Annotated in this window: 18 protein-coding genes; 7 read left to right on the top strand and 11 right to left on the bottom strand. The window is 59.5% G+C overall.

Annotation, left to right across the window (positions count from 1 at the left end; genetic code table 11):
* Positions 1–75 precede the first annotated feature (75 nt).
* The 4 genes from GNX18_RS08170 (at position 76) to GNX18_RS08155 (ending at position 4,880) form a co-directional block, all read left to right on the top strand.
* Entirely contained in the window at positions 76–867 is a 792-nt protein-coding gene (locus GNX18_RS08170; protein WP_138234056.1) for a UDP-2,3-diacylglucosamine diphosphatase, read from the top strand.
* Positions 864–2,540 carry a lysophospholipid acyltransferase family protein gene (locus GNX18_RS08165; protein WP_166216939.1) on the top strand — a complete coding sequence of 559 codons (1,677 nt, stop codon included), beginning with the start codon at positions 864–866 and terminating at the stop codon, positions 2,538–2,540. The genes GNX18_RS08170 and GNX18_RS08165 overlap by 4 nt, the downstream gene beginning before the upstream one ends.
* Positions 2,541–2,666: 126 nt before the next feature.
* Positions 2,667–4,109, top strand: coding sequence for a nodulation protein NfeD (locus tag GNX18_RS08160; RefSeq protein WP_166216936.1), 1,443 nt, complete (start codon positions 2,667–2,669; stop codon positions 4,107–4,109).
* A gap of 18 nt (positions 4,110–4,127) precedes the next feature.
* Positions 4,128–4,880, top strand: a complete 753-nt coding sequence (locus GNX18_RS08155; RefSeq protein WP_166216933.1) for a slipin family protein — start codon at positions 4,128–4,130, stop codon at positions 4,878–4,880.
* A gap of 101 nt (positions 4,881–4,981) precedes the next feature.
* On the opposite strand, the gene GNX18_RS08150 is transcribed toward GNX18_RS08155, so the two are convergent.
* The 4 genes from GNX18_RS08150 to GNX18_RS08135 are packed head-to-tail and all read right to left on the bottom strand — an operon-like array spanning position 4,982 to position 9,951.
* Positions 4,982–6,538, bottom strand: a complete 1,557-nt coding sequence (locus GNX18_RS08150; protein ID WP_138234060.1) for a sodium/sugar symporter — start codon at positions 6,536–6,538, stop codon at positions 4,982–4,984.
* 25 nt (positions 6,539–6,563) lie between these two features.
* Positions 6,564–7,184: a 2-dehydro-3-deoxy-6-phosphogalactonate aldolase gene (locus tag GNX18_RS08145; protein ID WP_138234061.1), complete on the bottom strand. Its 621-nt coding sequence runs from the start codon at positions 7,182–7,184 to the stop codon at positions 6,564–6,566.
* A gap of 32 nt (positions 7,185–7,216) precedes the next feature.
* Positions 7,217–8,197 (bottom strand): 2-dehydro-3-deoxygalactonokinase, encoded by a 981-nt coding sequence (locus GNX18_RS08140; RefSeq protein WP_166216930.1) that lies wholly within the window; start codon positions 8,195–8,197, stop codon positions 7,217–7,219.
* Positions 8,197–9,951: an IlvD/Edd family dehydratase gene (locus tag GNX18_RS08135; protein WP_166216927.1), complete on the bottom strand. Its 1,755-nt coding sequence runs from the start codon at positions 9,949–9,951 to the stop codon at positions 8,197–8,199. The genes GNX18_RS08140 and GNX18_RS08135 overlap by 1 nt, the downstream gene beginning before the upstream one ends.
* A gap of 198 nt (positions 9,952–10,149) precedes the next feature.
* On the opposite strand from GNX18_RS08135, the gene GNX18_RS08130 reads away from it, so the two are divergent.
* Positions 10,150–10,863, top strand: a complete 714-nt coding sequence (locus tag GNX18_RS08130) for a FadR/GntR family transcriptional regulator (RefSeq protein WP_138234064.1) — start codon at positions 10,150–10,152, stop codon at positions 10,861–10,863.
* 48 nt (positions 10,864–10,911) lie between these two features.
* Here GNX18_RS08130 and GNX18_RS08125 read toward each other — a convergent pair whose 3' ends face one another.
* From GNX18_RS08125 to GNX18_RS08115, 3 genes are all read right to left on the bottom strand, one after another.
* Positions 10,912–13,317 (bottom strand): glycoside hydrolase family 2 TIM barrel-domain containing protein, encoded by a 2,406-nt coding sequence (locus GNX18_RS08125; protein ID WP_166216924.1) that lies wholly within the window; start codon positions 13,315–13,317, stop codon positions 10,912–10,914.
* Positions 13,314–14,528, bottom strand: a complete 1,215-nt coding sequence (locus GNX18_RS08120; RefSeq protein ID WP_166216921.1) for a glycosyl hydrolase 53 family protein — start codon at positions 14,526–14,528, stop codon at positions 13,314–13,316. The genes GNX18_RS08125 and GNX18_RS08120 overlap by 4 nt, the downstream gene beginning before the upstream one ends.
* 97 nt (positions 14,529–14,625) lie before the next feature.
* A complete protein-coding gene (locus tag GNX18_RS08115; protein ID WP_166216918.1) occupies positions 14,626–17,349 on the bottom strand; it encodes a TonB-dependent receptor in 2,724 nt (907 codons plus the stop codon).
* 248 nt (positions 17,350–17,597) lie between these two features.
* Between GNX18_RS08115 and GNX18_RS08110 the strand changes: the two genes are divergently transcribed.
* Entirely contained in the window at positions 17,598–18,422 is an 825-nt protein-coding gene (locus GNX18_RS08110) for an SDR family NAD(P)-dependent oxidoreductase (protein WP_205828096.1), read from the top strand.
* Positions 18,415–19,353, top strand: coding sequence for an SMP-30/gluconolactonase/LRE family protein (locus GNX18_RS08105; protein ID WP_166216915.1), 939 nt, complete (start codon positions 18,415–18,417; stop codon positions 19,351–19,353). The genes GNX18_RS08110 and GNX18_RS08105 overlap by 8 nt, the downstream gene beginning before the upstream one ends.
* Positions 19,354–19,446: 93 nt before the next feature.
* On the opposite strand, the gene pgi is transcribed toward GNX18_RS08105, so the two are convergent.
* From pgi to GNX18_RS19840, 4 genes are all read right to left on the bottom strand, one after another.
* On the bottom strand, positions 19,447–21,060 hold the full coding sequence (gene pgi / locus GNX18_RS08100) for a glucose-6-phosphate isomerase (RefSeq protein ID WP_166216912.1): 1,614 nt from the start codon (positions 21,058–21,060) through the stop codon (positions 19,447–19,449).
* Positions 21,061–22,090: 1,030 nt separating this feature from the next.
* Positions 22,091–23,176, bottom strand: coding sequence for a DUF3549 family protein (locus GNX18_RS08095; RefSeq protein ID WP_240914301.1), 1,086 nt, complete (start codon positions 23,174–23,176; stop codon positions 22,091–22,093).
* Positions 23,176–24,096: a Na+/H+ antiporter NhaC family protein gene (locus GNX18_RS19845; RefSeq protein ID WP_371808091.1), complete on the bottom strand. Its 921-nt coding sequence runs from the start codon at positions 24,094–24,096 to the stop codon at positions 23,176–23,178. The genes GNX18_RS08095 and GNX18_RS19845 overlap by 1 nt, the downstream gene beginning before the upstream one ends.
* A complete protein-coding gene (locus GNX18_RS19840) occupies positions 24,093–24,671 on the bottom strand; it encodes a Na+/H+ antiporter NhaC family protein (protein ID WP_371808090.1) in 579 nt (192 codons plus the stop codon). The genes GNX18_RS19845 and GNX18_RS19840 overlap by 4 nt, the downstream gene beginning before the upstream one ends.
* Positions 24,672–24,888: the final 217 nt, after the last annotated feature.

The following is a 24,888-nucleotide window of genomic DNA, read 5'->3' as shown; positions in this document are numbered from 1 at the left end:
TAAGAAAACTCAAGCAAAGTTTCCGTCATCAGGATTTCCCAAAACGATCTCCTTAACTGACGACGGGACATGCCAATGAGTAATCGATATCGCGCCCTGTGGATCTCCGATGTTCACCTGGGCAGCCGGGACAGCGAGCCGCAGCGACTGGCGGATTTTCTCGCGCAGAACTCCGCGGACACGGTGTACCTGGTGGGCGATATTTTCGATATGAAGGCGGTGTCACAGGGCAGGGGGAGCTGGTGCCATGCCTCCAGCCTGCTGCTGGAAATGCTGTCTGACCTGAGCACCCGCGTTCCTGAAATCATCTACGTCCCCGGCAACCACGACGCCCCCATGCGCAGCTGGGCGGGCAAGCGCCTGGGCAACATCCGCATAGAGCGCGAGTGGACCCATACCGCCGCTGACGGCAAACGCTATTGGGTGACTCACGGCGACCAGTTTGAACACCACATCGAAATCCATCCGGTCAGCTACCACATTGGTGACCATAGCTATTACCTGATGCTGCGAATCAACCGCTGGATCAACTACTGGCGCGGCCGCTTCGACAAGCCGTGGTGGTCGCTCGCCAACCATGTGAAAAACCGCGTGAACGCGGCGCGTCGCATGATGAACAAGTTCGAGGAAGTGGCGATCCGCGAGACTGGCCGCCGCGGATTCGACGGCGTTATTTGCGGGCACATTCACCGCGCAGGTATCCGCCACAGCGCCGCCCGCGACCAGGCCATTACCTATGCCAACTGCGGCGACTGGGTCGACTCCATGACTGCGGTAGTGGAGGAAAAGGATGGTGCCCTGAACATTCTGCACTGGCACCGCGCGCCCAAGATTGCCCGCATCATGACCGAGGCTGTCGCCGCATGATTCATCTTGAAAATCTGTTACAGCAAAACCCCTGGTACAGCGCCGCGCCGAAAAGTCCCACGCGGCGTCTGGTTTCCGCCACGGTTAAAAAAATCTGCTGCGAACAGCAGATTCAGCAGTTCGGCAAACACTTTCCGCACCTGGGGGGGCTCGATTTTATCCGCCAGGTATTTCGCTCCTTCGATTTCCGTTACGACGTCAATCTGGCGGAACTGGAGCGAATTCCCGCCAGCGGACCGCTGGTGATTGTATCCAACCATCCGCTGGGCAGTCTCGATGGGCTCGCGCTGATCGACCTGGTGGCCAGGGTGCGAAAAGATGTAAAAGCAGTTGCCAGCCAGCTGCTGTGGAATATCGAACCCCTGCGCAGCTACTTGTTGCCGGTGGACAACTTCAATGGCCGCACCCGCCGCGAAGACGTGGAAGGCATTTACAGCCACCTGCGCGCCGGCGGTGCCATCATCGTCTTCCCCGCCGGAGAGGTATCGCGCCTGACCCCGCAGGGAGTGCGCGATGGCCACTGGAACCCGGGCTTTATCCGCTTTGCGGACAAAACCGGTGCACCGATATTGCCGGTGCAGGTGCGCGGCAGGAACTCGTTGTGGTGGTACGGCCTATCTATGGTCAACAAGCCGCTGTCGACGCTGTGGCTGGTGCGGGAGATGTTCAAGCAGGTGCGCCGCGGAATCGACATTCGCATCGGCACTCCGGTGTCGCCTGAGCACTACCGCAACTGGCCCATGGCGCCGCGGGCACAGGCCAAGCTTTGGAAAAAACAGGTCTATCGTCTGCACAGAAATCCCCAGGGGTTGGCACCGGAGCCGATTGCCGCGGCGGAAGCGGTTGCGGACGTAGCGGCAGTACTGGCGCGCTGCGAAACTCTGGTGGCGCAGGGAGAGTTCGAGGTGAAACTCTACCGGCAGCAACCGGACTGTGTGGTAATGCGCGAGCTGTCGCGGCTGCGGGAAATTGCCTTCCGCGCCGTGGGCGAGGGCACCGGCAACAGCCGCGACTGGGATGCGTTTGACGCCTGGTACGATCACTTGCTGCTGTGGGACAAAGACAACCAGCGTCTCGCCGGCGCCTACCGCCTGGTGAGCACCGATGGTCTTGATGCCGACAGGATCTACAGTACCACCCTGTTCAGTTACGCGCGCTCACCAGACGAATGCCTGCCGGCTTCTGCCGAGTTGGGCCGCAGCTTTCTGCTGCCGGACTATTGGCGCGGCCGTGGGCTCGATTTATTGTGGTGTGGTATCGGGCAGTGGATTCAACGCAACAACCGCCGCTATCTGTTCGGCCCTGTGTCCATGCCCGGTAATTTCTCGCGCCGCGCCAAATCCGCCATCGTGCGCTACTTTCTGCATCACTTTGCGACCGAAGCGCCAATGGGCAATGCGCGCCTGCCATTTGTGGAAGCGCGCGCGGATCTGCCGGCACTGACCGGTGATGCCGACGACGACATGCGGCAGTTGAAGCAGATCCTGAAAGATGAAGGTGTGGTACTGCCCCCGCTTTTCAAAAAATACACCGCCGTGACCGTTCCCGGTGGCACCAGCTTTCACGCGTTCAATATCGATCCGGACTTTTGCGATTCGGTGGATGGGCTGGTGGTGGTGGATCTGGAAAAAGTGGATCCCAAGTTTGCCCGACGCTATCTGACCGCAGATTGATCTGCGGCAACGCCGTTCCCGGATACGGGCAATCTTCGTCTGTATCCGGCGCCTTTTCCCCTTTGCCTTTCTGCGATTCTGTTACGCTTGTGATTCTTCGGCCTTTTCGCATCCCGGATCACGGACATGAACAAGCGGTTGTCGAAAGGAGTGCTCGCCTGTTTGCTGCTGCTGGCGCAGCTTTGCTTTACCTATTGCGTAGCGCAGGAGGCGCAGCCGCAAGGGCAGAACAATGAGCCGGCCGCCGCGCAGCGGGGCCCACATATTGCGCAGCTCTCGATCAGCGGCCCCATTGGTCCCGCGACCACGGATTATTTGATTCGCACCAGCGACAAGGCACGCAAGGGCGGTGCGCGACTTTTTATCGTGAATATGGATACCCCTGGAGGGCTGGATGCGGCCACCCGGGACATCATCCAGCATATCCTCGCCTCAGACATTCCCTACGTTACCTACGTCACCCCCGCCGGAGCCCGCGCTGCCAGCGCCGGAACCTATATTCTCTACGCCAGCCATGTGGCGGCGATGACGCCTTCAACCACTCTTGGTGCCGCCACTCCGGTACAGATCGGCGGTATGCCAGGCCAACAGGAGCCGCCGGCAAAAGCGCCGGAGGTGTCCGAGGACAAGGCGGGCGAAGAAGGCGAGCAGAACGGCGAACCGAAAAAACGCGAACGCGATCCGGGGAGTGCGATGGAGCGCAAGGTCGTCAATGATTCCGTCGCCTATATCCGCGGGCTCGCCCACCGCAACGGGCGCAACGCCGACTGGGCTGAAAAAGCTGTGCGAGATGCCGCGACCCTGACCGCGAGAGAAGCGCGTGCCGAAAACGTGGTGGATATTGTGGCGGACAATCAGCAGCAGCTGCTGCAGCAGCTAGCCGATCGGGATGTGATATTGCCTTCCGGGAAACAGAAAATTTCTGGAACCATCGCCGAGCTTCCTGTGGTGTCCTACGAGCCGGACTGGCGCAACGAACTGCTGTCCCTCATCACTAACCCACAGGTGGCCTACATTCTGTTGCTGATCGGCATTTACGGGCTGATTTTCGAAGGCTACAGCCCTGGCGCGATTGTACCTGGCGTGGTGGGTATTATCTGTCTGTTACTGGCGTTTTATGCGCTGCAGGTTCTGCCGATCAATTACGCCGGTCTGGCACTGATTATCGTGGGGGCCCTGTTGATCGCGGCGGAACTGTTTGTGCCGAGTTTCGGTGCGCTGGGTATTGGCGGGGTTGTTGCGCTGGTGATCGGTTCGGTCATGTTGATCGACAGTGATGTGCCGGGGATGCGGATTTCCAAGACGATGATCGGCTCCATTGCTGCAATTAGTGGGCTGGCGCTGCTGGGATTTCTGTACGCGGTCGGCCGCAGCCTGCGCAAGCCCATTGTCGCCGCCAATCAGGCGATGGTTGGACGCACAGCGGTGGTGTCGGTGGTGGAACCGGAATTGTTGGTGAAAATCGACGGTGAGATCTGGCGTGCACGCTGTGACAACCTGCTGACAGAAGGTCAGCTGGTGAAGGTGACGGCGGAGCAGGGATTGCTGTTGCAGGTAGTGCCGGAATAATCAAACAAGGAGACGTTTATGCTCAGTTACTTTGCCGGTCTGGCGATTCTCGCGGTTGTTCTGGTGGTGATGTACGCGATCCGCATCCTGCGCGAGTACGAGCGCGCGGTGGTATTTTTTCTCGGCCGCTTCCAGGCGGTGAAGGGACCGGGGCTGATTATCATCATTCCCGTCATCCAGACCATGGAACGGGTGGACCTGCGTGTAGTGGTAATGGATGTTCCCACCCAGGACGTGATCAGCCGGGACAATGTGTCGGTAAAGGTCAACGCGGTAGTGTATTACCGGGTTGTCGACCCGCAGTCGGCGATCATCAATGTGGAAAACTATCACGAAGCGGTGAGCCAGCTATCGCAGACCACGTTGCGCTCTGTGCTGGGCAAACACGAGCTCGACGAGATGCTTTCGGAGCGCGACAAGCTCAACATTGATATCCAGAAAATTCTCGACGAGCAGACGGACGCCTGGGGAGTAAAGGTGACCAATGTGGAAATCAAACACATCGATCTCGACGAGAGTATGATCCGCGCCATTGCACAGCAGGCAGAGGCAGAACGCGCACGGCGGGCGAAAGTGATCCATGCGGAGGGGGAGGCTCAGGCCGCGGCGAAGCTTACTGAAGCGGCGGACCAGCTCTCCAAAAATTCGAATGCGATTACGTTGCGGTATATGCAGACGCTGATCGATATCGCGGGGGATCAGAACTCAACGATTGTGTTTCCCCTGCCGCTGGATCTGGTCAAGCCATTGTTAAAAGCGGATAAAGGGTGAAGGGAAGAATAAAAAGGGCTCCCGGCATGCCGGGAGCCAATCTCCTGCGAGATGATTGCGGTAGGAGAAAAGGGAAAAAAATTGGGAAATCCGTGGGCCTGTTACCACCAGGCCCAGTAAAGCGCGACCAGAATCAGGCTGATACACACCGCGGAGATATTGAATCCACTGCTAGTGGAATAATCCACCTGTTCTGCGTGAATGGCCTTCTCGCAGTGCTCTTTGCCGGCAAACAGCATGCCGAGAACCAGGCAGGCCACAAACACCAGCCCCACCCGATCCATAAATGGCAGCTCGGGCCAATAGATGCGCGCCAGTGCGGACAGCACCACCGAGCTGATGCCGGCTACCAGTGCCGAGGTGGCGTTGGCTTTTTTATAGAAGAAACCCAGCAGGAAAATGGCCACGACCCCGGGGGTGAAGAAGCCGGTGAATTCCTGGATATACTGGAATGCCTGCTCCATCTGGCCGAGCAGCGGCTGGGCGATAATCATCGCAATCACCATTGCGACCAGGGCAGCAATGCGGCCAATGGTAACCAGGTGTTTTTCACTGGGCGGTTGGCGTACCAGCTGGCGGTAGATGTCCATGGTGAAAATGGTCGATATGCTGTTGGCCATGGAACCGAGGGATGAGGCAATGGCGGCGACCAGCGCGGCGAAGGTCAGGCCCAGCAGGCCGGCGGGAACGAGTTTCATCATTTCCGGGTAGGCCTGGTCCGGGCGCTCCAGGTTTGGCGCCAGTACCAGGGCGGCAATGCCAGGCAGCACCACGAGCACCGGCATCAGCAGTTTCAGAAAGGCCGCCAGCGTAATCCCCTTTTGTGCTTCGCGCAGGCTTTTAGCCGCGAGGGTGCGCTGGGTTATGTACTGGTTGAAGCCCCAGTAAGAGAGATTCATTACCCACAGGCCGCCAACCAGAACAGAAATACCCGGCAGGCTCACGTAGTCTTCATGCTCCGGCGACAGAATCATGTCGAAGCTCTGCGGAACCCGATCCAACAGCATGCCGAACCCGGTGATCACGCCATTGCCCTCGGCAATGGTGTCGAGGGCCAGGTAAGTCACCAGCAGACCGCCAAACACCAACAGTGCCACCTGCAGGATATCGGTGAATGCCACTGCCTTAAGGCCGCCATACAGAGAGTAGGCTACGGAGAACAATGCCAGGAACAGCATACCGTACAGCATATCGATACCGGCGATGGTTTTGATCGCCAGCGCCCCCAGGTACAGCACCGCAGTGAGATTCACAAAGGTGTACACCGCCAGCCAGAAAAACGCCATCACCAGCTGTACCCGCTGGTCGAAGCGCTGCGCCAGAAACTGGGGCATGGTGTAGATTTTTTTGTCGAGAAACGTAGGCAGGAAATATTTGCCGATAATGATCAGCGTGATCGCACCCATCCATTCATAGGAGGCGATGGCGAGACCGATGGCGTAGCCGGAGCCCGACATGCCGATGATCTGCTCGGCGGAAATATTCGAGGCGATCAGCGAAGTACCGATGGCCCACCACGGCAGGGTATTGCCCGCGAGAAAATAGTCGGAGCTGTCGCGCTGGTGGCCGGCTTTTTCCCGCGAGACCCACCAGGCTATGCCCATTAATAAAATGCAGTATGCCGCGAATACGGTTATATCCAGACTCGTCAACGCCATGTGTTACCTCACCGGAATCGGTTCGTTATTGTTGTGAAATGGAGTGATATTTTTCGATATATTGCTGTGCCACCTGCGCGGCCTCTTCCGGTGTTCTCCCCGGCTTGTACAGATCGCTGCCGATACCAAAGCCGCGGGTACCCGCGAGGAAGAATTCGCGCATGCTGTCCAGATTGACACCGCCTACCGCGAGCAGATCTATGTCACCCGGCAGTACCGCTTTCAGGTTTTTTACATAGCCAGGGCCGAGGTTGACCGCGGGAAACAGTTTCAGGTATCGGGCACCGGCGGCAATCGCCGAGAAGGCTTCGGTGGGGGTCTGGATACCGGGCATACTCACCATTTTGAGTGCGATGGTGCGGCGGATCACGTCCTGATCGCAGTTGGGGGAGACAATCAACCTGGCCCCGGTCTCGGCCACGGCTTCGACCTGCGCCGTCGCGGTTACCGTGCCGGCGCCACAGCAGGCCCGGTCTCCGAAATGTTCAACCAGCCTGGCGATACTCTCAAGCGGGCGCGGGGAGTTGAGCGGCACTTCGATATAGTGGAAGCCGGCTTGATAAATGGCGTCCGCTACAGGAATCACTTCTTCCGGTGTAATGCCTCTCAGAATGGCCACCAGCGGCAGTATTTTTTTCTCGCTCATCGGTTGTTGTCCTTATGGTTTTCTTTTCCCGTCTATGCGGGAGCGGTTTGTCGGGGGGCGAGCTGGCGTGCAAAAAAAGCGAGACCCGCGAGCGCCAGGGACTCCCCGTCGTGGCAGTGGCACTCTATTTCCATACTTTGCAGCGCTTGGCGGTACAGCCGGGTAATCCGCTCCGAACCGATCAGCTGCACTGCAGGGGGATGATTTTCTCCGGCGACGGCGTGGCGGATCTCGCTGCCGATCAACAACCCGGATAGATAGGCTGCGCTGTGTTGCGGATGCAGTTTGCTGTCCAGTACGCGGGTGCGCGCGCTGAACAACTGCTGCAGCAGGGCGCCACTGCTTGTTGAGTCACTGCGGCTGGCTTCTACACCGGCAAGGAATGCGGTGTCGTCGAATTGCTGTTCGCCCTGCACCAGCACACTGTGTTCACTCAGCAGTGCATAGAGCTCGCCGGTCATGGCGGTGGTAAATGCGTGTATCTGGCCATCGCGGATTTGTACCCACTTTGCGTGGGTGCCCGGCAGGCACAACAGGCTTCGCTGTTTCTGCGCTGCATCTGCTTGCTGCAACCAGCCGATGATCTGGGTTTCCTCACCGCGCATGACTTCCAGCTCGCCGGTTGCGCCGCGCGCGCAGACGCCGGGCACGATGTGCATCCGGGGGGACTCGTCCTGAGTTGCGGAAATTGACGCCATCTGGTCTGCCAGCGTGGCCGGGTCCAGCGGGCACTGCGCATAGGGCACAGCCCGCAGGCCGATATTGGAGCCGATCATGCCGCACAGAATGACGGGATAGGCACGCGCCGCATCGGGCAGCCCGGCGATTTCTGCCTGTAAAAAGGGCAGCAGGCCGTCGCGGTCGAGGCGGGAGACGCCGTTGGCGGAATCCGACTGCGCCACCAGCGTACCCCGTTCGTTAAGCGCCCGCAGGCGGAAGCTGCTGGTGCCCCAGTCAATGGCGATAAACCCCTGTCTGCCGTCCGCGGTGATGTCGGTATTGATCGCAGACATCAGTGGGATTCCCGCGAGACTTCGTCACCGGAGCCGCCCACCAGGAAGTCCAGATCTGCGCCCTGGTCCGCCTGCAGCACCGTGTCGACATACAGTTTGGCGTAGCCGCGGTGATAGGTGGGAGCCGGTTTGTTGGCGTGCCACACTTCGAGGCGCGCCTGCAGTTCATCGTCGGAAATTTTCAGGTTGAGGCTGCGGGCTTCGCCATTGAACTCAATCAGATCACCGTCGCGCACCACCGCCAGCGGGCCACCGGCGCTGGCTTCCGGGGCCACGTGCAGGATGACCGAGCCGAAGGCGGTACCGCTCATGCGCGCGTCGGAAATACGCAGCATGTCCTTGATGCCTTTTTCCAGCAGTTTTTTCGGCAGCGCCATGTTGCCCACTTCCGGCATGCCCGGATAGCCCTTGGGGCCGCACCCCTTCAACACCATGATGCAATACTCGTCGATATCCAGCTCCGGCAGGTCCTTGCGCGCGTGGTAATCCTCAATGGACTCAAACACCACGGCGCGGCCCGTGTGGTTCAACAATTCGGGGGAGGCCGCGTTTGGTTTGATGATGGCACCCTGGGGGCAAAGGTTGCCGCGCAGTACCCAGATGCCGGAGTTTTCCTTCACCGGGTTGTCGATATCGCGGATCACGTCGTCGTTGTAGCACTCGGCGTGTTCGATCTGTTCGCCGAGGGAGACACCGCTGACGGTCGCTGCGCTCAGCTCCAGAAAGCCGGCGATTTTTTTCATCACCGCAGGCAGGCCGCCCGCGTAGTGGTAGTCCTCCATCAGGAAGCGCCCCGACGGCATCAGGTCTACCAGCAGCGGCAGGTCGCGGCTGTAGCGGTCGAAGTCTTCCAGTTGCAGGTCGATTTCCAGGCGTCCGGCCAGCGCCAGCAGGTGCATCACGGTGTTGGTGGAACCACCCACGGCGGCGTTCACCTTGATCGCGTTGATCAGAGAGTCCTTGGTAACGATGTCTTTCATACGCACATCGTCGCGCACCAGTCGCACAATCTCGCGGCCGCTCATATGCGCCATAGCCTGGCGGCGGGCATCCACCGCGGGGATGGAGCCGTTGTAGGGCAGGCACAGGCCCATGGCCTCCACCAGGTTGGAGACGGTAGAGGCGGTGCCCATGGTCATGCACACGCCGCGGGAGCGGGACATGCCGCTTTCAGCGGCGATGAAGTCTTCCTGGCTCATTTCGCCGGCACGCACTGCTTCGGAGAATTTCCACACGTCGGTGCCGGAGCCGATATCGCGACCGCGGAACTTGCCGTTCAGCATGGGGCCGGAGGAGACCACGATGGTGGGCAGGTTGACGCTGGCAGCACCCATCAGCTGGCCCGGGGTGGTCTTGTCGCAGCCGCCTAGAAGCACCACCCCATCGATGGGGTTGCCGCGAATGGATTCTTCCACGTCCATAGCCAGCAGGTTGCGGAACAGCATTGCGGTGGGGCGCATCTGGGTTTCGCCGAGGCTGGTGACCGGGAATTCCAGCGGTACGCCACCGGCTTCCCAGATACCGCGCTTCACGTATTCGGCGATTTCCCGAAGGCCAGAGTTGCAGGGAGTGATTTCAGACCAGGTGTTGCAGATGCCGATAATCGGGCGGCCGTCGAAGACGTGGTCGGGGTAGCCCTGGGCTTTCATCCAGGAGCGGTGGATAAATCCGTCTTTATCCAGCTTGCCGTAGCTCAGCTGGCTGCGGCGTGGCTTTTCTGCCTTGTTATTGGGCTTGTCGCTATCGTTGCTCATTCAATTGCCATTCCTGATCGCAGGGTGAGTGTCACCCTATCACTCAAAGTTGTTTTATATGATAAATATGTCTTATTTGTGAGGCAAGCCGTTTTGTGGGATTCCCTCCTGGCATTGGCAACAGCAACGCGCCCGTTCGTGGCCATGGATGGATTACTGTATGATTTGTCATATTAAATCAAGTGGTGGGAGTATGTAATGGCAATGGATTCCGGTCGCAACCTGACCCAGCAGGTGGTGCACAGTCTGGGGATGGATATTCTGAACGGTCGCTATCCCCCGAATGCCGCCCTGCCCTCGGAGGCGGAACTGTCGGAGATGTTCGGGGTTTCCCGCAGTGCCACCCGCGAGGCGGTAAAAATGCTCGCGGCCAAGGGCCTGCTCTCCTCCCGTCCCCGCCAGGGCATTCGCATTCTGCCGGAGAGTGAGTGGAACCTGTTTGATACCGATGTGCTGCACTGGCTGTTGGCGAGCCGCCCGAACCTGTTGTTGTTGCGGGATTTCATTCAGATGCGTATTTCCATTGAACCGGAAGCGGCGGCGTTGGCGGCGCAGCTGGGGGATGAGGAGCGGATCGCGGGGATCGGTGCGGCACTGGAGCGGATGAGGCTGGCGGAGCAGGGAATGGAAGACCCGCTGGAGGCGGATATCGCGTTTCACACGGCAATTCTGTCGGCCAGCGGAAATCGCTTCCTGACCCAGTTGCGCGCCTTCTGTGCCACCGCGCTGCGGTTCAGCATTCGCCATACCAACCAGATCAAGGGCGTAACGGCGGCGGATGTGAGCGATCACCAGGCCATCTATGTTGCCATCCGCGAAGGGCAGAGCGAAAAGGCGCGAGTGATGATGCGCGATATGCTGGAAGAGGCGCTGTCGCTGCTGGAAGCGAAGATTACGAAAGTTGCAGCGTGATCGTTTGACGCATACAAGAGCGCCGGGTTACCCCGGCGCTATTCAGCATCACTTCAGTGGCAGTTTTACCGTCGCCGCTTCCAGCTGCGGAGCGTTGGCGGTAATGGCGATACCGTCCAGCTTCTCACCCACCCGGATCAGCGCGCTGGCTACACCGTCTTCACTGTTCAGTGCGGCCGGCGATACCAGTTCCGCATCGCCGCTAACGGAGAAGGTTACCGGGATACCGTTGGTGTGGGTGCGGTTGCCGTTTTTGTCCAGCAGGGCGGCGTGCACGAACAAAAGGTCTTTGCCGCCGGCCACCGGAGCGATGCCGGCGGTGTCGACGTTCAGCGCCAGCTGCCGAGCTTCGCCGGCGGTGGCCAGGCGATGCCTGGCAACTTCCCTGCCGCCTGCATAGGCCACGGCTTCCAGAGTGCCCGGTACAAATTCCGGCAGTTCAAAGTGAAATGGCGGGTGCCTGAGGTTGCTGAAGCGGCTGTCCGGTGTGGTGCGCGCAATGGCGTTGCCGTTCAACAGAATTTCCACTTCGTCCGCGTTGCTGAAGACATAGAAGCTGCTGCTGGCATCCGTCTGCCAGTGACTGGCAATATGCACCATGTAACCACCTGCCAGCGGGCCGGCAAAGTCGTCGGCGTCGCGCTGGCTCTGGTAGAAGTAGTAGCTGAACTTGGGTCTGCGTTCGATGCTCATGATGCCGGAGGCTTCCAGGTCATCGGCGTAGCCGCGGTTGTAGTCGAACATCACCCAGTAGCCGTCGGCGAAGGCGGGCGTGTTGAAGTTGTCGTTGTGCGCTTCCATGATGTTGAGCGCCTGCTGTTGCAAACGTTTTTCGCCGTCGCCCAGCAGCTGGCGGCTGGAGCGGTCGGCCTGCATCAGGTCGCCCCAGCTGTCCTGATTGAGGCCTGCGTTCATGGCGTAGTATTCCCAGTCCCCATACTCGGACACGATGTAGGGTTTGGTGGGCTCTTCATAGTGATCCAGGCGATGCTGGCGGGCCTGCAGGTAGATGTCGTAGCCGTAGCTCTGCCAGCCGCCGGAGTAGACATTCTCGCCGGGGAATTCCTCGTGTACCGCGGCGTGCAGACGGTCGATAAACGGCTCGGGCATCCAGGATTCATTCAGCGAGCACTCCCAGGCCAATACCGAGGGGTGGTTGCGGTCGCGGCGGATAAGATCGCGGCAGGTCTGTACCACGTGGTCCTGAAAGGCGGGATTGTCGCTGTAATACTGCCAGCCGAGCACCGCGTCCAGCAGTACCAGACCCAGCTCGTCAGCGGCACGCATAAATGCCTTGGCGTGGGGGTAGTGGGACAGGCGCACATAGTCGAAACCCGCGGCCTTGATCAGCGCCGCATCGCGGTACTGCGCCGCATCGGACAGGGCATAACCCACATAGGGGTATTCCTGATGGCGATTGACGCCGCGCAGGAACGTTTTTTCCCCGTTGATAAACAGCTCGCCATTTTCCAGACGGAACTCGCGAATACCGATGCGGGTGTGCTCTTCGTCCACCAGTGCGTCGCCCGCGTAGACACGGGTGTGCAGGTCATAGAGGTTTGGGGAAGACGGCGACCACAGCTTGGGGGCATCGACGGACAGCGTCTGTCTGTCGGTGACCGCAGCTTCTGCGCTGCTCGGGATCTGCTGCTGCGCGCTGGCGACTACTTTGTCTCCGTCCAGCAGGCGGTGCTCTATGCGCAGTGCGCCGGTGTGCTCACCGTTGCGCAGGTGGGTCTGTACCTGCACCTGCGCGGATTGTTCGGAGACCAGGGAATAGCGCACGAACAGGCCGCCGGAGGCCACTTCACCGGCGTGTACCGGGTCGCTGATATGCACTGGATTCTCTACCCGCAGCCAGGCGTTGCGGTAGAGGCCGCCGTACATATTGAAATCGAGTTTTTCCAGTGGCTTGGGACCGGTGGTTTCGTTATCGCGATTGTCCAGACGCACCAGCAGCTGATTTTTTCCGGGCTTCAGGTGATCGCTGAGATCGACAGTAAACGGCAGGTAGCCCCCCAGATGGGACGCGATTTTTTCGCCGTTCAGCCATACTTCCGCGGCGTTCATTGCCCCTTCAAAATCGATGTACACCCGTTTGCCGGCCCAGCCGCCACTGCTGTCTATGGCATCAGTGTCGATGGTGCGCCGATACCAGGCATCGCCCTGCCACTGGTCGTTGACAATACGCGGTTCGATACGCGGGGTGTGGGGCAGGGCGACCTTCTGCCAGTCTGCGGATTGCCGCACCTGTTCCTTGGTGAGTACCTCGTCGGCACGGGTGAACTCCCAGCCCATGTTCAGACTGGTCGGCTGTCCTATCCCGTGTTGCGCGGCGCTGATGGTAAGGGCAGTACGATTTTGCTCCGGTTTCTGCTCCGGGCCGGACTGGCCGCAGGCGGCGAGAGCGAGCGCGCTGGCGAGCAGGCCACTTTTTATGGCAAGGGATTTCATTGTTTGTCCTCGGTGTTCTTCATCGCGGATTTTTTATCGGTACCCATTTCCGCGGCAGGGGTTGTGGCGTGACGCTTGAAAAATGCCAGGGACGGCAGCGGTGCATTGTGCCTTGCCGGGTCGAACATCCCGGCATTTTCCCAGTGGGAGCCCTGGCCCCACAGGGTTTTGCACTGCGTGCTGACCCAGGCGGGCTCCCAGTAGACCACGCCGATGCCCCCGGCATTTTTTACCGTGTTGGCGAGGTCGTCCAGGTAGCGCAGTTGGCCCTCCGCCGTGGCGGGATACCCGGGCACCAGGCTGTCACTGCCGAGCACGTTTTCCGCCTGGTCGTAATTCTTCAGTGTCCAGGGATAGGAGGTTTCGACGATGATCACGTCTTTGCCGAATTTCTCCCGCAGTTCGACGATGGCCTCACCCACGGAAGACACACTGTACTCGGACCATTTGCCGTAATAGCTGAGACCGATCAGCTCGTAATCCTGTTGCAGGTATTTTTCCGCATCCGCAAACCAGCTGAGGGCATTCTCCGGCTGCGCGATGTGCAGCATGCGCTGGATGTCGGTGTTGTGTTGTCGGTTGAAATCCGCCACCGCCTGCAAGCCGCGGTCCAGCAGGGCGGCGTTTCTGTGCCAGTCAATGGTTTCGTGCTGCATGGACTCCGCGGTTTGCAGAATCTCGTTATTGGTTTCGTTGCCAACCTGCACCATGTCTGGCACCAGGCCGCGGCGCTCAAGCTCGGCGAGGGAATCAAAGGTGTAGCGGTAGAGGGCGTCGCCCAGTGCCGCGGTATCGCCCACGATGTGTTCCCAGGCGGCGGGCACAATCTGCTTTTCGGGATCGGCCCAGGTGTCGGAGTAGTGGAAGTCCAGCAGTACCGGCAGGCCGGCCTGTTTGGCGCGGGCCAGCATTTTGGCGGCGTCTTCAAAGTTGGAATAGTTGGTCCATCGCGGGTTGTGCCACAGGCGTACTCTCACCAGATTGGTGCCGGCATCCGCAAAGATGTGTACCGGGTCGCGGGCTTCGCCGTTGACCAGAAAGCGGGCGCCGCAATCTTCCATTTCATTGACGTAGGAGAGGTCCGCGCCGGCGTAAAACAGAGGGGCTTCCGCTGCAACGGTGGAACTGGTGGGGGTGGAGTTAATCGTGGGGGTGGATTGGCATCCGGCCAGCGCTGCGGCGAGGCCGAGCAAAAAAATCTGATTTCGCATGGGATTCCAGTCAGAAACTCAGTAGGCATCGGCGAGATGGAAAGGACCGGGCGGCGGGGCGCCCGGTCCAGTGACGAAGAGTCCAGCAACCGGAAACTTACAGTTTCCAGTTGAAGCCGACGCTGAAGCGGCGGCCAAATTCTTCGTACTTGTTGATGTGATACGGGTTGTTGGATTCCAGTCCGTACACCTCGTAGGGCTCGTCCGTGAGGTTCTGTACCTGGAACAGCAGTTTCAGGTTCTCCGTCGCCTCGTACGACATGCTGAGATCCACATATCCCTCGTCGGCGTTGACCCCTTCCTCGCCGGAGACGCGGTTGATGTCTCGCTGGAATTCGCTGCGGTAGTTGTAGGAAACGCGGGTTTCAAAGCCGTTCATGTAGTACCACAGGGTGGCGGTGCCCACATGTTCAGACAGTCCGGTGAGGCCGAACGGTGCGGCATTCAGCGGGGTGCCCTGCTTGATGTTGGATTCGGTAAAGGCGTAGTTCGCGTAAATACCGAGGCCACTGAGGTAACCGGGCAGGAAGGTGAGGGGCTGCTGGTACATCAGCTCGTAACCACGGATATAGCCGCCACTGCCGTTGACCGGCAGCGACACGCTGTATTCGGTGCCTTCGTATTCCACGGTTTCGGCGCCGGCTTCGCGAGAAATGAACGATTCCATGTCCTTGTAGAACAGGGTGGCGGCGACGCTGCTGTTCTCCGCGAAGTACCACTCATAGCTGAGGTCCGTCTGATTGGCGCGGAAGGGCTCAAGGTAGGGGTTGCCGGAGCCGGACTCTCCGGGGTTGGCGCCCCACTGGTCCTGTCCCAGATCCAGCGCCGGGCTCAGCCAGTCCAGCGGTGCGCGGGCGATGGTCTTGGCCACCGCGAGGCGTACCTGGCTGTCTTCGGTTACGCCAAAATTGAGGTTCAGGCTGGGCAGTACATCGGTGTAGCGGTTGTCGGTGCTGACCGCGATGGCTTCGGCGGGAATCTCAGCCCAGCTACCGTCGGCGTTTTCAACCCATACGGCCGGGGTGATCTGGTGGCTGCTGGTGGCGGTGTCGGTGCGCGCCCAGCGGACACCCACGTTACCGGTGACCGGGATGCCGGCGATGGCAGTGTCGAGATTCAGTTGTACAAATGCCGCGGTGATGTCTTCGTTCACCTCCCAGCTGCCCATCAGATCGTTGTGATCGCCCGGTGTGGGGTTTGTGAGGCCGTTGAAGTAATCGGCAATCACCGTTTCGCGGTCGAGCGCCAGGTATTCCGGCAGATCGCTCCAGTAGTCCTCGCCGGCGGCATCAATCACCAGGTCGGAGGTAATCGTGTTGCCGTCCACGGCGAATTGCTCCCAGCGCTGGGCGTCGACGCTCTTTTCCCGCTGCGATACGCGGGTGCCGAAAGACACCGAGGAGAAAATACCGTCGCTGAACAGGTAATCCGCGTTCAGGGCAATCGCGCTGATGGTGTCTGAACCGGATGCCAGCGGGCGCACTTCGATATTATCGATGACGTTCTGGCTGAGATCGGTGAGGCTGACACCCGGGTCGAGCACAAAGGTCATGCGGTTGTCGCCGGTCGCACCGAAGGTGGCGTACATGTCTTCGCTGGTATTGGCGGTGCGCAGAGAGGCCCAGCGGCGGTCGCGATCGGCGGAAGAGTAGGAGAGGTCGGCACCGAATACCCAGGACTCGGTATTCCACTCCAGCGCCAAGCCGTGGCTCTGGAGGGAATCTTTCTGGGTAAACTCTTCGTTCAGGTTGCGCAGGGAACTCAGGCCCACGCGACCGCTGAGCAGGTCGACAGTGCCGGCGTCCGAGTTGGCGTACTGGCTGTCGATACTGTTGATGATATCCCACTGGCGTGCGTACGCCGGGTCTATCTCGAAGTCGAAGCCGCGCTGGGTCTCGTCGATCTCCAGACGGGAATAGAAAAAGTCGTAGCTCAGGCTGAAGGCGTCGCTCGGCTCCCAGGCGACCACCGCCATGGTGCCGAGGCGCTTGTCGCTGCCGCCGCGCACCAGTGCAGAACCACCCCACGGGGCGTTGACGTTCTTGCCCTCTTCGTCATTCCACTGCGTGTTGTGCCAGGTGTCGCCGTAGTTCCAGAGTTCCGCGCGCTGGGTGCCGATCGGCTGCTCCTGGCCGGAGATACCGATGGCTACACCCAGAGTGTCGTCGGCGAACTTGTCGATAAAGGCGACACTGTAGCGGGTGCCAATACCACTGTTGATGGCGTCGTCAATGCCGCTCGCCAGTTCTTGTTGCGAGCCGCGAAAATTGATCGAAACCACGCGCTCATCGTAATCCAGCGGAGCCACCGTTTTCAGGTTGACGGTGCCGGATACGCCGCCTTCGGTGAGGCTGGCGGTGGGGGATTTGTATACCTGTGCGGCATTGATCAGCTCTGAAGGAAACTGGTCGTAGCGGATATTGCGGTCTTCTTCGACGGTGGCAACTTCACGGCCGTTCAGGGTGGTGAGTCCGAGTTGGCCACCCATGCCGCGGATGGAAATCTGGCTGCCGTTGCCGCGATCGCGGTCCTGTGCCAGGCCCGGCAGGCGCGCCAGTGTCTCGGTAATGGAGACATCCGGCAGTTGGCCGATGTCTTCGGCGGAGATCGCTTCAACAATACTGTTGGCGTCGCGCTTCTGGTTCAGTGCTGACTGCAGGCTCTTCTGGTAGGTGCCGGTAACAACGATCTCTTCCAGTGCTGCATCATTCAGTGCTGCATCATTGCCCTCCTGCGCCACGGTGATGGAGGTGGTGAGTCCCAGTGCCAGCATCAAGGCGGCCTGGCTGACGGCGGACTGAGGGTGGTGGATCTTTATCATTGTCGCTCTCATCCTTATGGTGTGCTGTCGGTCTATTTTTGTGACTTCGCTTCGTACAAAACGTCAATTCTCGTGTACTGCTGGTCAAATATATATGATAAATACTATCAAAAGCAACGAGGTTGCCCCGTTCTATTTGTCTTAATAATAATATAAATCGACTTGCAGGCGGGGATTCAGTATCTTTGGCCCTGGCAACCAGAGCCCGAATGTTTAAACCCGACCGAAAATAAGAGAGGTGATGAGTTATGTCCCATGACGATCTGCAAATGGATGATTTCGACCAGGTGTTTGCCAGTGGTGAGCTGGAGAAAATTACCCCTTACTGGGACCTTGAAGGCAAGCGGGTGTTTATTACCGGCGGCGGCTCGGGTATTGGCGCCTATCTCACCGCGGCGTTTGCTCTGCAGGGCGCGCGGGTGAGCTTTGTTTCCCTGCGCGATGCGCCAGCGGCGCAGTTATGCGATCAGATTGAGGCCAAGACCGGCCAGCGCCCTCATTACAGCCTCTGTGATATTCGCGACCTCGCTGCGCTTGAACAGGCGATGGCGGATGCGGTGGCGGCAATGGGCGGGCTCGACGTATTGGTGAACAACGCCGCCCGCGACACGCGCCACTCAATCGACAGCCTGACACCGGAACAGTGGGACGACTCCCTCAATACCAACCTGCGCCCGCAGTTTTTCGCCATGCAGTGGGCGGCGCGGGAAATGGAGAAATCCGGCGCTGGCAGTATCGTCAACCTGGGATCCAACTCGGCCAATCTGGCGCTGGCCGGCTACCCCGCCTATGTCACCGCGAAAACCGCCATTGTCGGCCTGACCCGCGCGGCGGCGCGGGAACTGGGTGTGAAGGGTATTCGCGTCAATGCATTGATCCCCGGCTGGATCATGACCGAGCGTCAGAAACGTCTGTGGGTTACTGAAGAGGCGTTGCAGGAGTGCCTGGCGGAGCAGAGCCTGAAGTTCCCGATCCAGGGCGAAGATCTGGTGGAGTCGGCATTGTTTCTCGCCTCCCGCGCTTCACGGGCAATCACTGGCCAGCAATTGATTGTGGATGGCGGTCGTGTCTGAAATTGTGTCTGAAACTGCAACCGGCATGCAGGGAAAGGTAGAGCTGGAGCTGGTCAACATTCTGCCAGTGGCGAACCAGTTGGGTGAATGCCCGCTGTGGCACCCCGAGCGCCAGCAGCTGTACTGGACGGATATTCTTGGCTGCAGGCTTTACCGCTATACCCCGACCACGGATGCGCTCGAGGTATTCGATACCGAAGAGCGGCTGGCATCTTTCGGATTTATCCGGGACAGCGACTGGCTCATCTGCGGCTTCGCCAGCGGCATCGCGCGCTACCAGCCGCAAAGCGGCGAAGTGGAATGGCTGTACCGCCTGCCGGACCAGCGCGAGCTGCGTCTCAATGATGGTCGGGTAGATCCGCAGGGTCGGTTCTGGGTGGGGGCGATGATTGAAAACGGCGACCATGTTGCGCGGTCCGGTTTTCCCGAGGCACACCTGTACTGCTGTGACCCTGATGGCCGGGTCACCGAGCACTTGGGGGATATCCGCATCAGCAACAGCCTGAGTTGGTCGTCCGCAGGGGATAGGCTGTACTTCGCAGACTCACCCCGCCATGAAATCTATTCATATGAATTTGACGCCGTGAGCGGGCAATTGGGGGAGAAAATCCTATTTGCGCGGACACCGGCCGGGGTTCACCCGGATGGCTCTACGGTAGATGCCGAAGGTCACCTGTGGAATGCGCATTGGGGGGCTTCGCAGCTGGTGCGTTATGGCGCCGACGGAGCGATATCCGAGACCTTCCCGTTACCGGCGAGCCAGCCTACCTGCTGCGCGTTCGGCGGAGCCGACTTCGATACGCTGTTTGTGACCAGCGCCTGCTGTGGGCTCGACGATACGCAACTGGTGCGAGAGCCGGAAGCGGGAAATCTGCTGATCTACCGTGTGCATAACGCGCGCGGTAGAGCCGAAGCCCTGTTTGCCTCATAGCGCGATTCGGCTGCCCACAGGGCGGTGCCGGCCTCCTCGGGAGGAGGCACGGCGTCTTTCCGGCGTTGGCTTCCGTGCCTGGCACCGTCCGATTTATTTGAGCAGGCGCTGCAACAGTAAGGCGGTAGAGCCGTCCCAGTCGTCTGGAATCTCTCCGGCAATGGCGGAGTGCACCGCAGTACCCAGCACCTTGCCCAGCTCCACACCCCACTGATCAAACGGATTGATGTCCAGCAGCATGCCGAAGGTAAACACCTTGTGCTCATACAGGGCCAGCAGACTGCCCAAGTGGTAGGGATCGAGTTTTTCCACAACCAGCGTATTGCTCGGGCGATTGCCAGGAATCACCTTGTGTGGCGCCAGCTGATGCACTTCTTTGTGCGTGTGGCCGGAGTCCTCCAGCTCCTTGCGTGCCTCCGCCAGCGACTTGCCGCGCAGCAGCGCCTGGCTCTGGCTCAGGCAGCAGGCCAGCAGCCACTGATGCTGTTCCTTCAATTCGGAAGTGGGCTGTTTGATCGCTACAAAATCCGCGGGAATCATGTCGGTGCCCTGATGCAGCAGCTGGTGGAAGGAGTGTTGGCCATTGCTGCCTTCCGCCCCCCAAATCACTGCGCCGGCGGCGTAGGGCAGGGGCTGGCCTTCGCGCGTTACGCTCTTACCCAGGCTCTCCATATCCAGTTGCTGCAGCCATGCGGGGAACTTGGCCAGACGCTGCGCGTAAGGCAGGACGGCAAGGCTGCCGGCGCCCCAGCACTGCCGGTACCAGAAGTGGATCAGCGCCATCAGCACCGGAAGATTCTGCGCGAACGCCGCTTCCGCAAAGTGGCGGTCCATGGCGTTGGCGCCTTTCAGTAGATCGCTGTATACCTCGAAACTGCAGGCCAGAGCGATAGGCAGTCCAATGGCTGACCACAGCGAGTAGCGGCCACCAACCCAGTCCCACATGGGGAAAATATTCTGCGCGGCGATACCGAAGTCCTGCGCCGCCACGATATTGCTGCTCACGGCAACGAAATGCTTCTCCAGATCGGATTCCGCACAGCCTGCATCGAGCACCCACTGGCGTGCGGAAAGCGCATTTTGGCGGGTTTCGAGCGTGGAGAAGGACTTGGAGGCGACGATGAACAGCGTTTCATCCGCCGGCAGGGCCGCGATGGTATCGCTGAGGTCGGCTCCATCGACATTCGCGACAAAATGCACGGTGAGATCTTGGTTGTGCCAGGGGCGCAGGGCTTCGCACACCATGCGCGGGCCGAGGTCGGAGCCGCCGATACCGATGTTCACCACATGGCGGATGCGCTTGCCGGTGAATCCGGTCCAGGCGCCGCTGTGCACCTGTTCAACGAAGCTGGCCATCTGCGCGCGGCAATCCGCCACGGCCTGCTCGTGCTCGGTTTTGGGTTCACCCTGAAAGCGCAGCGCGGTGTGCAGGGCGGGGCGGTGTTCGGTGTTGTTGATGTTGGTACCGGAGAGCAGGGCACCAATACGCTCTTTCAATCCGGCGGTGTCAGCGTAGGCCAGCAGCTGCTGCAGGGTCTCCGCATTCAACAGATTCTTGCTGTAATCCAGATAGAGTCCGGCCGCCTCGGCGCTGAAGGCCTGCGCGCGATCCGGGTCGGACGCGAACAGGTCTCGCAGAGACCAGCGCTGCTGGTCCTTGTGCTGTTGCAATTGGGCGATGGCGGCGGACAGGGGGAGAGCATCCATGGTCAATAATTCTTCGTTAAAGGGAATAATTGTGAGAAAGGTGCAAATATTAGCGACAAATGTGCAGTGCGGCCAGTTTGCCGTAAAGACGCATGGATGGGGAGAAGGCGTATGGATGGGGTGCGCTCAATCGCGCGGTCGCGGAATACCGTGGTGCAGGCTGGTGGCGCGGATACCAGAGATGATTTAAAGCGCAGGGCTTCGGTGGCTCAGTTTGAGCGGTGAAGTGGATGGAGATGGGCGGTGCCCGTCGGATCGTCTGCCTGACGCATTTGACCGGTCCACAACTGGGCGGAGGTGGAAATGCAAAATGCCGCTCCGAGAAGCGGCATTTGCATGTTCCTGTATGTTGGTGGTTACTTGACCACCTTCATGCAACGAACGTTGTCGGATGCCATCCAGCAATCCGCGTCCGCAGGACAGGCCATTGAAGTCGGAATCTGTTCAGAGCCCGGAGGGCAGGCGGCCGGCATCGGAGCCGGTGCACAGCAACCTGCGAGAACCAGTGCACAAATAATTCCGGTTAAGTACTTGGCTGGAGTGAAATTCATCCCCTAACTCCTTTCCGTTGATGTTAGTCAATAGCATAGACAATAAAACGTCACCTGTTTGGTGTGCTTTGTAAAAATCTTTTCTACAAACATACCGCCCAATGGAGTGTAATAGGCGCGCGGTAAAAATAGCCGCCACCGTTGAATTCAGGATAAAACAGCTGCCAGTTTGTCGTATCAGTAGGCGATAAACAGCGGGTTATTCCGCCAAATCGCACTGTCAACCATTGCAGGGCGCGGAAGGTTTTTTTTGAGTAAAGCGAAATTTTTTTTATTTTTTTGCTTTGCGCTAAATTCTCGCGGGAATTCGCGTCAGATATTCGGCATCGCTCGTTCCGAGTGGCGACCATTTCGGCAGATGATTTGCGCGTATATTTTTTCTGCGCACGCCAGATAAGGATGGTAGACAGTCAGGCCGGGAGGTTGCCAGTGCTCGGACCTCCCGGGAAGTATTAACCCGGCAATATTTTATTCTCGGGTTAATGCTGTCCGGAGGGGTGTAAAAACGCACCGAAAGCGCGGGCGACGGATTCCGGACGCTCCGGGTTGCGCAGAATACCCAACAACACGTTGCGCACTGGCGGCAGAAACAGCAGATCTGTCAGCAACAGATTGAAGGTTTGCTGCGGCTGGCTGCTGCTCAGCCTTTCAAGCCAGGCGCTGGCGAGTTCCGGCTGTTGCAGATCATCTATGCAGCGGCTGCCGACCGCTGCCAGCACGTCGCCGTGCGCGCCCGCATCGCCCAATAGCAGCCGCAACAGGAACTGTTGGCGCATACCCGAAGCGACGCTGTGAGACAGTCCCCGCACTACCGCGGTAACCAGGGTGAAATCCGGGGTGTCGCTCGCCAGCGATTGCTCTGCGCGTTGGATCAGCGGCTCGGCGATCTGGTGGTCGATGGCTTCACTTTCCAGACATTGGCAAAGGGAGGTCAATGCCGGGGTGGCGAAGCGCGGGAGCGTTTTCACCAGTTGTACTTTTTCCTCTTCCCAGCGCACGGCGAGGTCGGCAAGCCCCTGAAGGGCCAGTTGTTCCCAGGGAAAAGAAGCTGGCTCTTTGGCGTAGGCTCGCGCGGCCGGGAAGTGGTCGCTGGCTTCCCGGCCGAGCAGACGAGCGGATTTTGCGTGGAACACCGCGCGCTTTTCCGCCGGGGGAGCAAACATCAGACCGCTGTCGTCCAATGAGCGCTGGAGATTTTTGTGCAGATCGCCCGCTTGATTGCTGTAGAGCGCCTGCTGCAACTGCTTGAGGAAGCGATCGCGAACCGGCAGCAGGAGTTTTCCCTGTTCGTCCAGTGGCAGGCGAAGAAACCATACTACTGGTGCGCCGGCATCTTCCTGCCCGCTCTCGGCGTTATTCCCTTTCGGCCACAGCAGTAATCCACACCAGGCCTGCCGCAGGTAGGGGTATGGCCAGGGCGCGATGCCCGCCTCAAAGTCTTCCACGGTTTTTTTGCCGATGAGTCGCACTCTGCGACCCATATCGAACCAGCGCAGGTTGAAATCCGCGGCGGCGATCAGCTCGCTCAACGAGGTGGGCAGTGGATTTGAAGACGAATTCGGCATCAGCTGTGGACTTCTTCGGCGAGCGGTAGCGTATTCTCTTTGCCAAGCGGCATCTGCTTGAAGTGTAACCAACCATAGGCAATGGCCAGCAGCGGACAAAGAATATTGAACAGTGCGAAGGGCGCGTAGGTGAAGGTGGCGACACCCAGAGTGGCACTCATATACGCGCCGCAGGTATTCCACGGTATCAGCACCGAGGTGATGGTGCCGGAGTCCTCAAGCGTGCGGGACAGGTTCAAGCGGTGCAGTCCTTTGTCGGTGAAGGCATCGCGAAACATGCGTCCGGGAATGATGATGGCCATGTACTGGTCGCCTGCGGCGGCGTTCATGCCAAAGCAGGTAAGCACCGTGGAGGTGATGAGCCCGCCTACGGTTTTTACACCGGACAGCGCCCAGTTGACGATGCATTCGAGGAAGCCGGCGCGCTCCATCACGCCGCCAAAGGCCATGGCGGAAATAATCAGCCAGATGGTATTGAGCATGCTGCTCATGCCACCCTTTGACAACAGCGAGGCAACGGCCTCATTGCTGGACGTGGATTTGTAGCCATCGAACAGACTGTGCCATGCGCCTTTCAGCAGGCTCAGGGCGCCTTCGCCACCTGCCAGCTGGCGGGTGGCGTTGGGCTCGAAAACTATTGCAATCATGCAGCCCACCAAGGCGCCAATGATCAGCGTGGGGTACGCCGGAATTTTGCGCCACGCCATAAACAGCAGCAGCGCCAGTGGCAGCAGGCTGACGATGGAAATGCTGAATTCCTCCCGCAGCGCATTCAGCAGCAACTGGATATCTTGGGCGGAAGCGCTACCGGTATCGGCGCTGAGGCCGATAACCGCAAAGATAGTGATGGCCATGACAAATGCGGGGATGGTGGTCCACAGCATATGGCGGATATGCAGAAACAGGTCGTTGGAGGTCACCGCCGCGGCCACGTTGGTGGTGTCGGACAGGGGGACATCTTGTCCCCGAAATAGGCGCCGGAAATGACCGCACCGGCGGTGATGGCCGGGTTCAGCCCCAGGGCTGCGGCAATGCCCATCAGCGCAACACCCAGCGTACCTGCGGTGGTCCAGCTGGAACCGATGCTGAGGCCGACCACGGCGCAGATGAGGCAGCTGGCGGCGTAGAACCACTGGGGTGACAACATCTGTACGCCGTAATAGATCATCGACGGTACAGTGCCAGCCAGAATCCAGCTGCCGATCAATGCGCCGACTGCCAGCAGAATCAGGATCGCACCAAACACCAGGCTCATGCCATGCAGCATGCCGCCTTCCATTTCCTTCCAGGTAAACCCATTTTTCATACCCACCAGCGCCGCGACGCCGGCGCACAGCAGCAGGGCAATCTGGTTGGGTCCGTAGGAGGAATCGGCACCGTAGAAAAATACCGACAGGGAAAGCAAGGCGATAAGGATCAGTAGGGGGGTCAATGCATCCAGCAGGCTGGGTTTGCGGTGAGACTCACTGGTTTTGCTGGAGCTGCTCGGATTCAAGGGGTTCTCCTTATCACAGACAAACAGCATCAGCTACCCGCTGCGAAACCCCGCTTGTGGCCGGGTCGCCGGGAAGTTTTCTGTTGTCTGTATCTTGTTATAGGCGCAAAACGCCCTATTCTCGGGGCGGGACCAGCATATGTCCATAGGGCCCAACCGGCGTCCGGTGTTGCCCGGTGGCTCAGTGCGCACCGATTCCGGTGTAGCGCTGTTGTAC

The organism is Microbulbifer sp. SH-1 (assembly GCF_011326135.1).
GTDB lineage: Bacteria > Pseudomonadota > Gammaproteobacteria > Pseudomonadales > Cellvibrionaceae > Microbulbifer > Microbulbifer harenosus.
Note: the sequence above shows the minus strand (reverse complement) of the source record. Positions and strands in the feature narration are given on the sequence as shown.

Bases quoted from the DNA above. Each gene is read 5' to 3' on its own strand.
- GNX18_RS08165 (WP_166216939.1), top strand. From the start codon at position 864: ATGATTCATCTTGAAAATCTGTTACAGCAAAACCCCTGGTACAGCGCC.
- GNX18_RS08155 (WP_166216933.1), top strand. From the start codon at position 4,128: ATGCTCAGTTACTTTGCCGGTCTGGCGATTCTCGCGGTTGTTCTGGTG.
- GNX18_RS08135 (WP_166216927.1), bottom strand. From the start codon at position 9,951: ATGAGCAACGATAGCGACAAGCCCAATAACAAGGCAGAAAAGCCACGC.
- GNX18_RS08115 (WP_166216918.1), bottom strand. From the start codon at position 17,349: ATGATAAAGATCCACCACCCTCAGTCCGCCGTCAGCCAGGCCGCCTTG.
- GNX18_RS08150 (WP_138234060.1), bottom strand. From the start codon at position 6,538: ATGGCGTTGACGAGTCTGGATATAACCGTATTCGCGGCATACTGCATT.
- GNX18_RS08170 (WP_138234056.1), top strand. From the start codon at position 76: ATGAGTAATCGATATCGCGCCCTGTGGATCTCCGATGTTCACCTGGGC.
- GNX18_RS08120 (WP_166216921.1), bottom strand. From the start codon at position 14,528: ATGCGAAATCAGATTTTTTTGCTCGGCCTCGCCGCAGCGCTGGCCGGA.
- GNX18_RS08125 (WP_166216924.1), bottom strand. From the start codon at position 13,317: ATGAAATCCCTTGCCATAAAAAGTGGCCTGCTCGCCAGCGCGCTCGCT.
- GNX18_RS08160 (WP_166216936.1), top strand. From the start codon at position 2,667: ATGAACAAGCGGTTGTCGAAAGGAGTGCTCGCCTGTTTGCTGCTGCTG.
- GNX18_RS08110 (WP_205828096.1), top strand. From the start codon at position 17,598: ATGTCCCATGACGATCTGCAAATGGATGATTTCGACCAGGTGTTTGCC.
- GNX18_RS08140 (WP_166216930.1), bottom strand. From the start codon at position 8,197: ATGTCTGCGATCAATACCGACATCACCGCGGACGGCAGACAGGGGTTT.
- GNX18_RS08145 (WP_138234061.1), bottom strand. From the start codon at position 7,184: ATGAGCGAGAAAAAAATACTGCCGCTGGTGGCCATTCTGAGAGGCATT.
- pgi (WP_166216912.1), bottom strand. From the start codon at position 21,060: ATGGATGCTCTCCCCCTGTCCGCCGCCATCGCCCAATTGCAACAGCAC.
- GNX18_RS08095 (WP_240914301.1), bottom strand. From the start codon at position 23,176: ATGCCGAATTCGTCTTCAAATCCACTGCCCACCTCGTTGAGCGAGCTG.
- GNX18_RS08130 (WP_138234064.1), top strand. From the start codon at position 10,150: ATGGCAATGGATTCCGGTCGCAACCTGACCCAGCAGGTGGTGCACAGT.